9 protein-coding genes and 1 tRNA gene are annotated in these 14,704 nt (G+C 71.6%); 5 read left to right on the top strand and 5 right to left on the bottom strand.

Translation table 11 applies throughout. From position 1 onward, the window contains the following. Positions 1–91: 91 nt before the first annotated feature. Complete coding sequence (locus LNW72_RS15925; protein ID WP_250976023.1) at positions 92–3,841, bottom strand: S8 family serine peptidase; 3,750 nt, start codon at positions 3,839–3,841, stop codon at positions 92–94. A gap of 127 nt (positions 3,842–3,968) precedes the next feature. Here LNW72_RS15925 and LNW72_RS15920 point away from each other — a divergent pair. Next, positions 3,969–4,042 (top strand) — tRNA-Lys (locus LNW72_RS15920). Positions 4,043–4,119: 77 nt separating this feature from the next. On the opposite strand, the gene LNW72_RS15915 is transcribed toward LNW72_RS15920, so the two are convergent. Continuing rightward, on the bottom strand, positions 4,120–4,875 hold the full coding sequence (locus tag LNW72_RS15915; protein WP_250976022.1) for an IclR family transcriptional regulator C-terminal domain-containing protein: 756 nt from the start codon (positions 4,873–4,875) through the stop codon (positions 4,120–4,122). A 356-nt stretch (positions 4,876–5,231) separates the two neighbouring features. Here LNW72_RS15915 and LNW72_RS15910 point away from each other — a divergent pair, with 356 nt between their 5' ends. Both LNW72_RS15910 and LNW72_RS15905 read left to right on the top strand, forming a co-directional pair. Further along, on the top strand, positions 5,232–6,338 hold the full coding sequence (locus LNW72_RS15910; protein ID WP_250976021.1) for an LLM class flavin-dependent oxidoreductase: 1,107 nt from the start codon (positions 5,232–5,234) through the stop codon (positions 6,336–6,338). Between the two features lie 348 nt (positions 6,339–6,686). Continuing rightward, complete coding sequence (locus LNW72_RS15905) at positions 6,687–8,432, top strand: glycosyl hydrolase family 18 protein (protein ID WP_250976020.1); 1,746 nt, start codon at positions 6,687–6,689, stop codon at positions 8,430–8,432. A gap of 103 nt (positions 8,433–8,535) precedes the next feature. On the opposite strand, the gene LNW72_RS15900 is transcribed toward LNW72_RS15905, so the two are convergent. Then, a complete protein-coding gene (locus tag LNW72_RS15900; RefSeq protein ID WP_285369581.1) occupies positions 8,536–10,311 on the bottom strand; it encodes a bifunctional diguanylate cyclase/phosphodiesterase in 1,776 nt (591 codons plus the stop codon). A gap of 331 nt (positions 10,312–10,642) precedes the next feature. Between LNW72_RS15900 and LNW72_RS15895 the strand changes: the two genes are divergently transcribed. After that, entirely contained in the window at positions 10,643–11,818 is a 1,176-nt protein-coding gene (locus LNW72_RS15895) for a M6 family metalloprotease domain-containing protein (RefSeq protein ID WP_250980175.1), read from the top strand. A gap of 4 nt (positions 11,819–11,822) precedes the next feature. Continuing rightward, the gene (locus LNW72_RS15890) at positions 11,823–13,076 is read left to right on the top strand and encodes a M6 family metalloprotease domain-containing protein (RefSeq protein WP_250976019.1); all 1,254 of its coding nucleotides are present in this window, start codon (positions 11,823–11,825) and stop codon (positions 13,074–13,076) included. 91 nt (positions 13,077–13,167) lie between these two features. Here the strand turns inward: LNW72_RS15890 and LNW72_RS15885 are convergent, their stop codons facing one another. Together LNW72_RS15885 and LNW72_RS15880 are read right to left on the bottom strand one after the other, a co-directional pair. Then, positions 13,168–13,599 (bottom strand): OsmC family peroxiredoxin, encoded by a 432-nt coding sequence (locus LNW72_RS15885; protein ID WP_250976018.1) that lies wholly within the window; start codon positions 13,597–13,599, stop codon positions 13,168–13,170. A gap of 141 nt (positions 13,600–13,740) precedes the next feature. Beyond that, positions 13,741–14,616 carry a polysaccharide deacetylase family protein gene (locus LNW72_RS15880; protein WP_250976017.1) on the bottom strand — a complete coding sequence of 292 codons (876 nt, stop codon included), beginning with the start codon at positions 14,614–14,616 and terminating at the stop codon, positions 13,741–13,743. Between the last annotated feature and the right edge of the window lie 88 nt (positions 14,617–14,704).

Genomic DNA, 14,704 nt, shown 5'->3' with positions numbered 1-14,704 from the left:
CCATCCTCCCCTCCAGCCCCGCGTCATGATCGGCGTGCGGCGAGCACGCCGGGATCAGCCGCCGGGATCGCTCCCGGGATCGGCTCCGGGATCAGCGCAGGCCGAAGGCGCGGATGATCTCCTGGCTGACGGTGCCGCCCTTGCCGTCCTGGGCGGTGGCCTTGAGCGAGACCGCGCCGCCGGGCTTGTTCGGCGTCCTGACGAGCGTGGTCCAGGAACCGTCGCCCGTCCTGACCAGGAGGGTCGGCGCCCAGGTCTTGCCGTCGTCGTACGAGACCGACAGCGTCGCCCTGGTGGCCTTCGTCACGCCGGCCAGCCACTGCTGCGTGGCGGACGACAGACCGATCCGCGTCCACTGCCCGGCCTTGACGTCACCCGCGGTGTCCGTGGGTACGTCGTAGTCGAGCTGCAGCAGCTTGACGTCCTCCTGCCAGGGTCCGTTCTGCGGAATCGCGCCGGAGACGAAGCCCCACTCGGTGTGCGTGCGGATCGAGCTCTTCCACTCCTTCGCGTCCCGTGCGGAGTCCAGCACCAGGCGGTACGGGAGGGTCTGCGGGGACACGTTCCACAGTCCGCCCGCCCGGCCGGTGCCCTTCGCGATCACGGTGTCGCCCTGGTAGCCGGTGTACGTGGTGGTGTCGTACTCGTCCGGCGGCATCGAGCCGGAGTGGCCCGCTCCCGCGTCCGTCCACGGCGTGATGTTGAACTGGATGTCGTTGTAGACGCTGCGGTTCGGACCCCAGAACGCCTGGCCCAGACGCGGTCGCACCACCCCGCCGAACCACTCGGTGGAGTAGTGCCGGCCCGCGGCGAAGTGGTCGTTGCCGCCGCGCATCTCGAACAGCTCGTCCGAGTAGTCCGGCCGGTAGACGGCGTGGTCCTCGTACCAGAAGCCGGCGCCGTGCTGCGGCGAGACGTACTCGGTGCGCACGCCGGGGTAGGACTCCTTCTCGGTGAAGCCGATGCCCGGCCCCCAGGCGGGGATGTCGTAGCGGAAGCCGCCGCCGGCCCGCTGCCGGTCGCCGTCGTACTTGGCGTCGATCCGGGCGAGGTCCCGCTTGGGGTCGGGGGTGTAGGCGAGGGACCGGTCGGGGATCGCGCCGTCCTGCTGGGAGAGCAGGTCGTAGAGGTAGCGCGGGTCGGTGCGCTGTGTGACGTCGAGGGTGAGCCTGCCGCCCCTGGCGTCGGCGACGAGCCGGGCGCCCGCGTCGCGCATGATCGAGACGACGCCGAGCGGGGTGCTGGTGCCCGCGTCGTCCGCGTAGTAGTCGGAGAGCCGGCCGGTGCCGTCGTTGACGACGATCAGCAGCTTGGCGCCCGCCTTGGCCGCGTTCGCGGCGCGGTCGGCGGGGGAGACGTCGTCGCTGCGGGTGATGACGACGGCCTTGCCCCTGGCGTCCAGACCCGCGTAGTCGGCCGCGGCGCCCTTGCCCGCGGTGACGACGCGCAGCTCGGCCGAGCCGTCGTGGACGGTGGCGCCGGCCTGCGGCAGCAGTTCGAGGTCCCGGCCGTGCGCCGAGGCGTCGACCTGCTTCTCGCCGAGCCGCCAGCGGGTCACGAAGGAGAAGGTGCCGTCGGTGACCTTCCGGGTGGGCGCGGCGTAGATGGTGTCGACCGCCGGCGGCACGATGTACGCGTCGCGGATGAGGTTGCCGTTGGAGAAGGTGCGGGCCAGGTCCAGGTGCAGCTGGCGCTGCTCGGTCTCCTGCGGGACGCGGGCGCTGACCTTGTGCGCCGTGCTCGCGTCGAGCGTCACCGTGGTGTTCCTGGTGAGCACCGTCCCGGGGTCGGTGAGCACCGCCAGGCCGCGGGAGTCCGGGGTGTCACCGGTGACCTCCAGCTCCGCGTACGCCATGTACGTGCCCGGCGGAAGCCGCAGGGTGCGCTCGCCGGCCACGTCGAGCGGCGACGGGTACGGGTTGTCCTTCTCGGCGAGGACGACGGTGCCGGCGGCCGGCTTCCCGTCGCGTCCGGTCAGCTTGATCGTGTAGTCGTAGAGCTCCTGCTCCTTGGTGAGCGCGAAGCCGGTGTGCGCGACGGCCTTGCCGCCGGCCGCGTCGGTCGCGGTGACCTGGCCGGAGAAGGTGGTCGCGGCCGGGACGGTCGTGGGGTCGAGGGTGAGGGTGACCGCGGCGGTGCCGCCCGCCGGGACGGCGACCGTCTTCGCGGACAGCGTGTAGGCGCCGGCCGCCTGGGCGGCCGGGTCCAGCGCGAGGTTCAGCGTGACGTCCGCCGTGCCGTTGTTGCGGTAGGTGATGGTGCGCGTGGTGCTCGTGGCACCGGCGTGCGGCCACTTGTAGACGGCGGCGTCGACCGAGCCGGTGGCCTGGACCGTGGAGTCCACGGCGGCGAGCACATCGACCCGCCCGGTGCCCATCTCGTACGGGGTGAAGGCGGTGAGCTGCTTCGACGAGCTCATCAGCGCGTCCTTGAGCTGCTGCCCGCTCCAGTCGGGGTGCCGCTGCTTGAGGATCGCGGCGGCGCCGGCGACGTGCGGCGTGGCCATCGAGGTGCCGGACATGGTCTGGTACATGCCGCTGCCGGAGGCGAGCGCCTGCGAGCGGGCGGCGGTGATGTCGACGCCGGGCGCCGAGATGTCCGGCTTCAGTGCGTACGAGCCGGTCAGCGGGCCCATGCTGGAGAAGTCGGCGCGGCCGTCCTGCTTGTCCACGGCGGCGACGGTGAGCGCCGCGGCCGCGGAGCCGGGCGAGCCGATGGAGCCGGCTTCGTATGCGTTTCCGGCGGCGATGACGAAGAGCGGTCCGCCGTTCGCCGAGAGGTTGTCGACCGCCTGTGACATCGGGTCGGTGCCGTCGTCGGGGAGCGGCGAGCCGAGGCTCATGCTGACCACGTCGGCGCCCTGGGCCTTGGCCCACTCCATGCCCGCGATGATCCAGGAGTCCTCGCCGGAGCCCTCGTTGGAGAGCACCTTGCCGATCAGCAGCTTGGCGCCGGGCGCGACGCCCTTGTAGTCGCCGTTGGAGGCGGCTCCGGTGCCCGCGATCGTCGAGGCGACGTGCGTGCCGTGACCGTTCCGGTCGGTGACCGGCTGGTCGGGGACGAAGCTCTGCTCGGCGGAGACCTGGTCCTTCAGGTCCGGGTGGGTGTCGTCGATCCCGGTGTCCAGGATGGCGACCTTCCGGCCCTTGCCGTCGTAGCCCTGCGCCCAGGCCTGCGGCGCGTTGATCTGCGGTACCGACTCCTTCAGGCTCGCCTCGACCCGGCCGTCCAGCCACAGCTTGTCGATGCCGTTGTCGAGCGACCGTGCCTTCGCCGCGGCGGCCGGCGCGGCCACCACGTCCTGCCAGAAGGCGCGGCTGTCCTTCTTCCGGGCCTTGAGCGCGGCGCCGCCGATGCTCGGCAGCTGCCGGGTGGTGGTGCTGCCGGCGGGGGCGGCGGGCAGCGACCGGGCGGCGCGGGCGGCGGCGGTGTAGGTGGCGATCATCGGGACGCCGCCGGAGCGGGCGTCGTCGTAGCCCATCTTCACCAGCGCGGTGAGGTCGAACAGCCGGCGGTCGAGCTTGCCGGCGGCGATCAGCGGCAGCGCCTCGTCCGGCAGCACGTAGGTCTCACCGCCCGCCTGCTGGACGTGCACGCCGCCGGGGGCGCCGTGCGGGCGGTCCACGGTGACGGTGTCCTGGTTGCCGGCCCCGTCGGCGAAGTGCACGACGTCCCCGGTGACCAGGGTGATGTCGTACGTGGTGGCCTGCTGCGGTGCCGCGGGGCGCGGGGTGGCGCCGGGGGCGGCGGTCGCGGGGGTCGTGGGAAGGAGGAGTCCGGTACTGAGCGCGAGCGCGGTGGCGCTGGCGAGCAGGGAGGCGCGGCGTCTTATCGGCGTCATGCACATGATCTATCGGCCCGGAGCCGCGCCGCGCACCGGCACGGCCTGGCAGGATCCCGCCTGGCGGAGATCCGCCGCCGGTTTTTGAGCACCCCGGAGGATCGGGTACGATCTTCCATGTCAGCACGCGCCGTTAGCTCAGTTGGTTAGAGCAGCTGACTCTTAATCAGCGGGTCCGGGGTTCGAGTCCCTGACGGCGCACAGACGGTCGAAGGCCCCTCGCGGAAGCGGGGGGCCTTCTTCGTGTCGTACACCGGGTAGTGGCCGGTCCTGGTGGGTCAGAAGCTGAGCGAGAGCAGCACCGGGGCCGCGCGTTCGTTCAGGGTGTCGACGGCCGGTTTGAGGCGGTGCGCCTGGGAGGTGGGCATCGACAGCGCGAGGCAGGCGACCGTCTTCCCGATGGTGACCGGTACCGCGGCGCAGACCGTGCCGACCGCGTATTCCTGCAGGTCGAGCATGGGGTGGCTGGCCGGCCGGCTCTCCAGGTCGGAGAGCAGGGCCTTCTCGTCGACGACGGTGCGCGAGGTGAGGCGCGCGGTCCGGTGCCGGGACAGGTGTTCGCGGCGGCCGCGGTGGTCGAGCTGCGCGAGCAGGCACTTGCCGACCGCGCTGGCGTGTGCGGAGGAGCGGAAGTCCACCCATTCGTTCACCCGCGGGGTGGCCGGCCCGTCCGCCACGTCGACCACCGTCACCTCACCGTCGTCGTAACGGCCGAAATAGACGGCGGCGCCGACCTCGTCGCGCAGCTCGTTGAGGACGCTGTTGAGCTTGTCGGCGAGCGCCTGCTCACGGTCGGCGGCGCCCAGCAGCACGAGGGATTCGCCGGTCACGTATCCGCCGCCGGGCAGGAACGCGAGATAGCGCTCGCGCTTGAGCATGGCCAGCAGTTGCGAGAGGTAGCCGATGGGCACGCCGATCTCGCGGGCCAGCTGCTCGGCCGTCACGCCGTGCCGGTGGTGGTCGACGGCCTCCAGTACGCGCAGCGCGTACTGGACCGCGTACACCGGCGCGATCTGTCGGTACTCAAGCGCCACGGAATCCCCCTGCAGGTGTGCCGTTCGCGTCCGGTGCGGCGTGCCGTACGTCACGGCTGTAGCTGCTGGTCACGGCCGATGGGCGTACCGATCGGACCCGACAGCCGAGCCGCTTCCCACGATAGCCGTAACGGCGTTGAAGGTAGAGGCCGTTGACCGGCCGATCGGTGGGCTTCGTGCGTATATGCAGGAAAGCGTCGCATCGGCATATGCCATTGGCCTGGTCGAGGGGTGATCGGGGTGGAGGGCGGGGTGCGGGTCGGCCGATGGTCGGGTGATGGTCGGCCGGGAATAACCGGAGTGCGTCTCCGGTTCCAGTTGCCGCAGGCGAATACATGACCGAGGAGGCGCCCCCCGTGGGAGACGAACCGCAGACCACCGATGACATCCGCGGAGCAGCCCGTGGCAGCGCGCCCGTGCCGCTGTCCGTGCTCGACCTGGCGACCGTGGGAAGCGGGCTGACCGCCACCCACGCCCTGCGCGCCAGTGTCGAACTGGCCGAACTCGCCGAGGCCCGCGGATTCCACCGGATGTGGGTCGCCGAGCACCACTCGATGCCGGGTGTGGCCAGCTCCTCCCCTGCGGTGATCCTCGCCCACCTCGCCGCGTTCACCCGCACGCTGCGGCTCGGTTCCGGCGGAGTGATGCTCCCCAACCACGCCCCGCTGGTGATCGCCGAGCAGTTCGGCACGCTGGAGGCGCTCGCCCCCGGCCGGATCGACCTCGGTCTGGGCCGCGCGCCCGGCACCGACGGCGCCACCGCCGCGGCGCTGCGCCGCACCGACCGCCCGGACGGCGCCGACGACTTCCCGCAGCAGCTCGCCGAGCTGACCCGGTTCCTGGACGACGACTTCCCGGACGGGCACCGCTACGCGCGCATCCACGCGATCCCCGGACCGGTGCAGGGCTCCGTCGCCGGCGGGGTGCAGTCCGCGTCGCGTCCGTCGGTCTGGCTGCTCGGCTCCTCCGGCTTCAGCGCCCGGCTGGCCGGCGCGCTCGGCCTGCCGTTCTCCTTCGCGCACCACTTCTCGGCGGCCAACACCGTTCCCGCGCTGGAGCTCTACCGCGAATCGTTCCGCCCGTCCGCGGTCCTGGACCGCCCGTACGCCGCGATCGGCGTCTCCGCCCTCGCGGCCGACGACCCCGCCGAGGCGCGCCGCCAGGTGCTCACCGGTGCGCTCGGCATGCTGCGGCTGCGCACCGGGCGGCCGGGGCTCATCCCGTCGCCCGAGGAGGCCGAGGCGTACGAATTCAGCGCCCTGGAGCGGGAGTTCATCGACTCCTGGCTCGTCAATGTGGTGCACGGCGGTGCGGAGGAGGTCCGCGACGGGCTCGACGCCCTGGTGAAGCGGACCGGTGCGGACGAGCTGATCATCACGGCCAACGCCCATACGCCGGCCGCCCGTCTGCGGTCCTACGCGTTGATCGCGGACGCCTACGGGCTGCCCGGCGGCGAGTCGTAGGGCACTCGGAACGACCCCGCGGGGCGACCCCGAGCCCGCACCGCCGATCGCCCCGCCGAACGCCCCGGCGGTTAAAAACGGGTTTCCCGAAGGGGCGTGGTTCGTCTCCCGGAGGGACATGTTCCGGATCCTTAACTCAGGCTAAAGCCGCTTGTCAGCACCTGCGACAGGCGGCTTTTCGCTGGCCGGAGGGGGTTTCTGGCGGGTAGCCGGCGCGCCAATTGGTCTAGTCCTAAGTCTGGTTCAGACCATTGACCGGAGCATCTCAAGGGCGCTATTCATGGCGCAGCCCCCTGCTCCTCCCTCTCCCCCCGGAGGTCTTTCGTGCAGCTCCAGAAAAGATCACTCGTGGCTGCCGCCACCAGTGCGGCCCTCGCCCTCGGCGCGATCACCGCGCTCGTCGGCGGACTCGCCCCGGCGAGCGCCGCGGGCAGTGCGGGTACCGACGCCCAGCCGGCCGCCGCGGCCGCGAGCAGCGGCGGGGTGAAGATCGCCTACTACGACCAGTGGAGCGTGTACGGCAACGCCTTCTACCCCAAGGACCTCGACACCCGGGGGATCGCGAGCAAGCTCGACGTCATCAACTACTCGTTCGGGAACATCCACCCGACCGACCTCACCTGTTTCGAGGCCAACAAGGCCGCCTCGCAGGACGAGAACAACCCCAGCGCCGGTGACGGCGCGGGCGACTCCTTCGCGGACTACCAGAAGTCCTTCGGCGCGGCCGACAGCGTCGACGGGGTGGCCGACACCTGGAACCAGCCGATCACCGGCGCGTTCAACCAGCTGCGGAAGCTCAAGGCGAAGTACCCGAAGCTGAAGGTCGACATCTCCATCGGCGGCTGGACGTACTCCAAGTACTTCTCGGACGCGGCGAAGACCGACGCGAGCCGCAAGAAGCTCGTGACGTCCTGCATCGACCAGTACATCAAGGGCAACCTGCCCGTCGACGGCGGCTTCGGCGGCCCCGGCTCCGCGGCCGGCGTGTTCGACGGGATCGACCTCGACTGGGAGTACCCGGGCTCGACGGGCGGCCACCTCGGCAACCACGTGGACGCGGCCGACAAGCAGAACTTCACGCTGCTGCTCGCCGAGTTCCGCAAGCAGCTCGACGCGTACGGCACCGCCAACGGCGGCAAGAAGATGCTGCTGACCGCCGCGCTGCCGGCCGGCCAGGACAAGATCTCGCACATCGAGACCAACAAGGTCGGGCAGTACCTCGACTACGCGAACATCATGACCTACGACATGCACGGCGCCTGGGACACCGACGGACCGGTCTACCACCAGTCGCCGCTCGTCCCGTCGGCCACCGACCCGACCGACCCGATCGCGCCGGGCACCGAGAAGTACAACATCACCAACGCGGTGAACGCCTGGCTCGACGGCAATGCCGCATACGGCATCGCCGGCGGCTTCCCCGCCAACAAGCTGACGCTGGGCTACGAGCTCTACTACCGCGGCTGGACGGGCGTTCCCGCCGGTGCCAACCACGGTCTGGGCCAGCCCGCCAGCGGCCCCGCCCCGGCCCGCAGCCTCAGCGCCACGGCCGGTATCGCGTACTACAAGGAACTCGGCGGCATCGTCGACAACCCCGCGACCACCTTCTGGGACGACGCGTCGAAGTCCTCGTACTTCTACAACGGCACGGAGTTCTGGACCGGTCTCAACGCCCAGTCGATCCAGGCCCGCGCGGACTACGCGCACTGCCGCGGACTGGCCGGCGCGATGATGTACTCGCTGCTGGACCTGGACACCGGCACCACGCTGCTCAACAAGATCAACACCGCGGTGGGCGGCTCCGCGAGCGGCTGCGGCACCACACCGCCGACGACCCCGCCCACGACTCCTCCGACCACCCCGCCGACCACTCCGCCCACGACGCCTCCGACCACGCCTCCCACCACCCCGCCGACGACGCCGCCCACCGGCACCTGCGCCGCGGCCGCCTGGAGCTCCTCCGCCGTCTACACCAGTGCCAGCGGAACGGTCTCCTGGAAGGGCCACAACTGGAAGGCCAAGTGGTGGACGACGGGCGAGGAGCCCGGCACCACCGGCGAATGGGGCGTGTGGCAGGACCTCGGCGCCTGCTGACCTGACCGCCCCATCCGGAGCCCGCGTCCCTTCCCCCCACGGACGCGGGCTCCGGCATGTGCGGGTACAGGGGCCACACGGGCCTGGCAGCGGCCGCCCGGCGTCAGCCCGCGAGCAGTTCGGAGATCCGCTCGGCGGCGACGGGACGGGAGTAGTGCCAGCCCTGACCGGTGTCGCAGCCGATCCGCCGCAGCCGCTCGGCCTGTTCGGCGTTCTCGACGCATTCCGCGGTGACGGTGAGACCGAGCCGGTGGGCGAGCTCCACCAGGGCCTCGACGATGGTCTCGTCGGCGGGGTTGGGGTGTTCGGCCGAGCGGAAGCCCTGGACGAAGGAACCGTCGAGCTTGAGGGCGGAGACCGGCAGCCGGCTCATGTAGGCGAGGTTGGAGTAGCCGGTGCCGAAGTCGTCGATGGCGATCCGCACGCCCATCTCGCTCAGCGCGTGCAGGGCCTGCAGCGGCCGGCCGGCCGAGCCCATGACGGCGGACTCGGTGAGTTCCAGCTGCAGCAGTTCCGGCGGCAGCCCGGTCTCCTCCAGGATGGCGGCGACATCGGCGACGAGGTCGGAGTCCCAGACCTGCCGGACCGCGACGTTGACGCTGATGAAGATCGGGTCGTCCGGGTGGTCCTTCTGCCAGACCCGCGCCTGACGGCACGATTCGGCAAGCACCCAGCGGCCGAGCTGGACGATGGAGCCGTTCTCCTCGGCGAGGCCGATGAAACGGTCCGGCGCCAGCCGCCCGAAGTGCGGGTGCTGCCAGCGGACCAGCGCCTCGACGCCGCGCAGCACACCGCTGTCGAGCCCGACGAGCGGCTGGTACTCCAGGATGAACTCCCCGCGCTCCACGGCCTGTCGCAGCGTGCTGGACAGCGCCTGCCGGGTCATGCGGTGGGCGTTGCGCTCGGGGTCGAAGAGCGTCCAGCGGGCCTTGCCGTCGGCCTTGGCCCAGTAGAGCGTGGTGTCGGCGGCCTGCATCAGTCCGGTGGCGGAGCTGCCGGCCACCTCGCGCTCGACCACCCCGATGCTCGCCGACACGGCGAGCCGCTGGCCGTCCACGTCGAACGGCCGCTGCAGTGAGGTGAGTACGGACTCGGCGAGCACGGTGGCCTGTCCCGTGCCGGTGGAGTCCCGGACGAGCAGGGCGAATTCATCGCCGCCGAGCCGGGCGACCAGGTTGCCGCCGGGCTCCGCGCAGGTCAGCAGCCGCTGGGCGACGGCGGCGAGCAGCTGGTCGCCGATCCGGTGCCCGAGGGTGTCGTTGATGGCCTTGAAGCCGTCGAGGTCGAGGTAACAGAGCCCGATCCGGCCGGTCCTGCTGCCGGCGCCGTCGAGGGCGGCGGAGAGCCGCTCGAAGAACAGCGCCCGGTTGGGCAGCCGGGTGACGGAGTCGTGCATCTGCAGATGGCGCAACTGCTCGCGCAGGCTGTGGCGTTCGCCGATGTCCTCGACGGACAGCAGCGCCGTCCCGCAGGCGCTTCCGGTGCCGGAGAGCGTCACCTCGGCCCACAGGGAGCCGCCGTCGCGGCGCTTGATGCGGCGGGTGCAGCGCAGTTGGTCGCGGCGGCCGCCGAGGACCTCACGGTAGGCGGTGCGGACCGGATCGTCGTCGGCCAGGCCCAGCAGTCCGGCGGCGACGCGGGCGGCGAGCCCGGCGGTGCTGGTGCCGAGGAGCGCGCCGAGCGCCTGGTTGGCCTCCAGCACCCAGCCGTCGCGGTCCACCAGCGCCATGGGCAGCCGGGCCGCGGTGAAGGCGGCGCGGTAGTCGCGCGGTTCACCGGCCGTGGGGCCGGGCGGCCCCGGAGGGGAACCGTTACTCAGCGTGAGGATTACCGGTGTGATGTCGGGTTCGGCACTGGGGCCGCCCGAGGGTCCGCCCATTGCCCGCTCCCCGTGTCGCGCTGGTCTCGGTGGCGATCATAGGCGCTGGCGGAGCGGCTGATCCAGCGCCGTCGTGGTGATTCTTGGCACGCAAGCTGACGGATTGATCGTTTCTGCACGAATGCGGCGAGCAACTGACCGATTCGGATAGGCCATTACGCACAGTAATGACGACGGAATCACCCCGGGCGGAGCAACTCAACAGGACATAACGTCGCAATTCATAGCAACGTGGTGAAGGTGTCCCGAACGGGCTCACGATTCCTCCCCGGAGGTCCATGTGCGGCGGTCAGGCATCCTCATACGGGCGCGGCGGCGACCCCTGCGCGCGATGGCGGCGGCGGCGAGTGTCTTCGCCGCCGTCGTCGCCTGGACGCTCGTCGCGGGGCCCACCGCGGCCGCCGCTCCCGGCGGGGACTGCGCCCTGCCGCGCACCACGGCCCACCACTCCGAAGGAGTGGATACGTGGAACGCCTCGTACCCCCGGCCGAGCACGGCGCTGGACGCCGTGATGATCTTCCTCTCGTTTCCGGACGCCGTGCCGGCCCTGACGACCCAAGAGGTCGCCGCCGACCACTTCCCGGAGACCTCGCGTTTCTACGACCGTGCCTCGTACGGGCAGTTCCAGCTGCGCGACCACCCCGTCGACCACTGGATCAAGATGCCGCGGAACTCCACCGACTACGGGATCCGGCGCGACTGGGACCCCGATCTGCGCACCGGGTACCTGCGGGACGCGATCGCGGTGGCCGACCCCACGGTGGACTTCTCCGCCTACGACTTCGTCTACCTGGTCGCGGACCCGGACGCCCCCGGCGTCGACGCGGACGCCACCAAGGTCGTGAACCTCGCCACCCCGATGCGGGCGGACGGCACCGATCTGCGGCGGCTGGTCACGGTGTTCGAGCAACACCCCCCGGACCACAACGTGCTGGCCCACGAGACCGGCCATGTCTTCGACCTCCCCGACCTGTACTCCAGGCCGGCCATCGGCAGTGACGCCGACTGGGACACCCATGTCGGCGACTGGGACCTCATGGGCAGCCAGTTCGGCCTCGCCCCCGAGCCGTTCGCCTGGCACAAGTGGAAGTTCGGCTGGCTGCAGGACAGCCAGGTGCAGTGCGTGTCCCGGCGGGGCACCACCTGGCACGAACTGACACCGCTGGAGACCGCGGGCGGCAGCAAGCTCGTCGTGGTCCGCACCGGGCAGCGCACCGCGCTCGCCATCGAGGCGCGCACCTCGGCCGGCAACGACGTGGGGCTGTGCCGGGAGGGCGTGCTGCTCTACGAGGTGCGCTCCGGCACCGAGTCCGGCGAAGGCCCCGTCGACGTCCTCGACGGCCACCCCGCCACCTCCGCCTGCCACGACGGCTCCGCCTACCCGCAGCTGGCCGACGCGCCGCTCGGCGTGGGCGAGTCCTACTCCTACGACGCGGGCCGGGTCCGCGTGACGGTCGCCTCCCGCTCCCTGGACGGCTCCTGGGCCGTCAAGGTCAGCGAGGGATAGCGCCGTGGCGACGGACGGGCGAATACCGTGGATGCCCGGAGCGGGGCTGAAGGCCGCCGCCATCGGGACGGTCGCGCTGCTCGCGGTGGCCAGTACGGCCACCACCGGGCCGCAGGCCGCCTACTCCCCGCCGACGGCCGCCCGGCCGTGCGCGCTGCGCGCGACACCGGGCACCGCGATGTCCGAGGGCTTTCCCGACCGGGCCGCGCGCGGGGTGGGCAGTGAGTTCGCCCCGTCGACCGGCCGGGTGCGGGCCCTGACCCTGTTCATCGACTTCTCCGACGCGCCCGCGCCCTACAGCGCCAAGGAGCGGTACGCGGAGTTCTTCCCCGCCGTCCAGCAGTGGTTCGACCGCGGCTCGTACGGAAAGCTGCACTACGAGTCGACGCCCGTGATGCGCTACATCCGCATGCCACGGCCGTTCTCCTCGTACGGGATCGGCCGCGGCTACGGCTGGGACGCGCACACCGCGATGATGCGCGACCTGCTCCAGGTCGCCGACCGGGACATCGACTTCCGCGGCTACGACCTGGTCAACATCCTCGTCACCCCGAACGCGGGTCCGCCCGCCGACGAGGCCGTCCTGTCGGTCACCTGGACCGGCGCCTCGGCCGCCACCACCGACGACGGCGCCCGGCTCGACCGGGTCTCGCTGATCTACGGCCACGACCAGTCGGGCTCCCGCGTCCTCGGCCACGAGAACGGCCACGCCTTCGGCCTGCCCGACCTCTACGCCTCCGACGACTTCCAGCGCACCGACACCCTGGCGGGCCAGTGGGACAGCATGTCCCTGGACTGGGGTCTGGGCGGCGACCTGCTCGCCTGGCACAAATGGCGGCTCGGCTGGCTGGACGACACCCAGATCGCCTGCGCCTCGGTGCGCGGCGAATGGACGTACGCGCTGCGCGCCGTGTCACTGACAGGTGGCCGCAAGGCCGTTGTCGTTCCGTACGGGCGGACCCGCGCCTATGTGATCGAGGCCCGGCAGGCGTCGGGCAACGACGCTGAGGCCTGCCGCGAGGGCGTACTCGTCTACCAGGTCCGTACCGACATCGACTCCGGCGCCGGCCCGGTGACCGTACGGGACGCCCATCCCACCAGCAGCGCCTGCGACTTCAGCAGCGGATCGTTCAACTCCCTCAACGACGCGCCCTTCCGCGTGGGCGAGGTCTTCAACGACCCTGCCGCGGGCCTCACGGTCCGGGTGCTGGGCCGTGACTCCGCCGGCGAATGGGAGGTCCGGGTGACCCGCCACTGACCCCTGGACCGGCACCGGCGGGGCGCACCGGCTCTCGGGAGGGGGAGAGCCGGCGCACCGCGCCGGGGCGGGTCCGGGCGGAGAGCCGGTGTCAGGCGAGGAGTTCGGCCTTGAGGGTGATGTTCTTCACCGCGGCGAGGGCCTGGCTGACCGGGCAGTTGGCCTTCGCGTCCTGGGCGAGGGCTTCGAACGCCTCGGCGGTGATGCCCGGCACGGTGCCCTTCACGGACAGGACGATGCCGGTGATGCCCTCGCCCGGCTGGAAGGTGACGTCGGCCTGCGTCTGGAGCAGCTCCGCCGGAGTGCCCGCGCCGGCGAGGGCGTGCGAGAAGGCCATCGAGAAGCAGGACGAGTGCGCGGCCGCGATGAGCTCCTCGGGGCTCGTCTTGCCGTTGGCCACCTCGGCGCGCGAGGCCCAGGAGACCTCGTAGGTGCCGACACCGGAGGTGTCGAGGGAGACGGTGCCGGAGCCGTCGAGGAGGGCGCCCTTCCACTGGGTGGTCGCGGTGCGGGTGGTTGCCATGGTCACAAGCCTCCAAGAGAGAGCGGGAAACGCCTCTCGAACGCTACCGCGCCCCCGGGTCCCCGGCGGGGAACGTCGGCGGGAACGCAGCGGGAAGGTCAGCGGGACGGTCGGCGGGAAGGTCAGCGGCCGGGGAAGCTGTCAGCGCCCGGGGAAGCTGTACGTGTAGTGCTGCGCGTCGAGCTGGTCCAGCAGCCGGGACAGCGCCTGCACCGTCTGGGTGCGGTCGCCGCCGCCGTCGTGCATCAGCACGATCGCGCCGGGCCTGAGGTTGGCGTTGATGTGGCGCATGATCGCGGCCGTACCGGGGCGCTTCCAGTCGTCGGAGTCGGAGGTCCAGCCCAGCGGGCGCATTCCGTGGCCGGCGGCTATCTCCCGTATCCATGGCTTGAAGTCGCCGCCGGGCGCCCGGTAGTACGGCACTTCGGCGCCGGGGCCGGCCGCGGTGGCGATCTCCTGGCGCGCGTCCAGGATCTCGTGCGTGTTGTAGTCGGCGGACTTGGCGCTCTGGTGCTCGTCGTGGTGCACCGAGTGGTCGCACAGCCGGTGCCCGGCCGCGGTGATCTGCCGGACGACGGCGGGGTGGGCCTGGGCGTTCGGGCCGATCTCGCAGAAGGTGGCCTTCGCGTGGTGCCGGGCGAGCAGCGCCAGTATCTGCGGCGTCCAGCGCGGGTCGGGGCCGTCGTCGAAGGTCAGGGCCACCGCCTTGCCGCCGTTCTCCAGGCCGTGTTGTATCTCCCGGCTCACGCGGGTGCCGCCGGGCGCGTCGTCGGTCGGGGTGGTCGGCGAGGACGAGGCGGGCGGTGACGCGGGCCGCGAGGACGGGGCGGGTGGGGTGCCCGTCCGGGTCTGATGGGGGATCGTGGCGGAGGACGGAGCAGGCGACGGGGCGGAGACGGGCGCCGTGCGGGCGCCCTGCTGGGCGCCCTGCTGGGCGCCGCAGGCCGCCAGGGCGGCGCCGGCGAGCGTCATCCCCAGAGCGGTGGCGGTCGTCTTCTTCGCGCTGCTCAGCGCCACGGTTGTACCTCCATCGATGCCAGGCCCCGTACCGCGTTGTCCGAATTGCGGAAAATGGGGTGGTTGTTATGATTTTTGAAGAGTGGGG

Source organism: Streptomyces sp. RKAG293 (genome assembly GCF_023701745.1).
Lineage (GTDB): Bacteria > Actinomycetota > Actinomycetes > Streptomycetales > Streptomycetaceae > Actinacidiphila.
The sequence above is the reverse complement of the archived record's forward strand: the minus strand, read 5'-3'. Positions and strand labels throughout refer to the sequence as shown.

Excerpts from the sequence above, each read along its gene's own strand:
- LNW72_RS15925 (WP_250976023.1), bottom strand. The coding sequence starts at position 3,841 with ATGACGCCGATAAGACGCCGCGCCTCCCTGCTCGCCAGCGCCACCGCG.
- LNW72_RS15900 (WP_285369581.1), bottom strand. The coding sequence starts at position 10,311 with ATGGGCGGACCCTCGGGCGGCCCCAGTGCCGAACCCGACATCACACCG.
- LNW72_RS15895 (WP_250980175.1), top strand. The coding sequence starts at position 10,643 with ATGGCGGCGGCGGCGAGTGTCTTCGCCGCCGTCGTCGCCTGGACGCTC.
- LNW72_RS15885 (WP_250976018.1), bottom strand. The coding sequence starts at position 13,599 with ATGGCAACCACCCGCACCGCGACCACCCAGTGGAAGGGCGCCCTCCTC.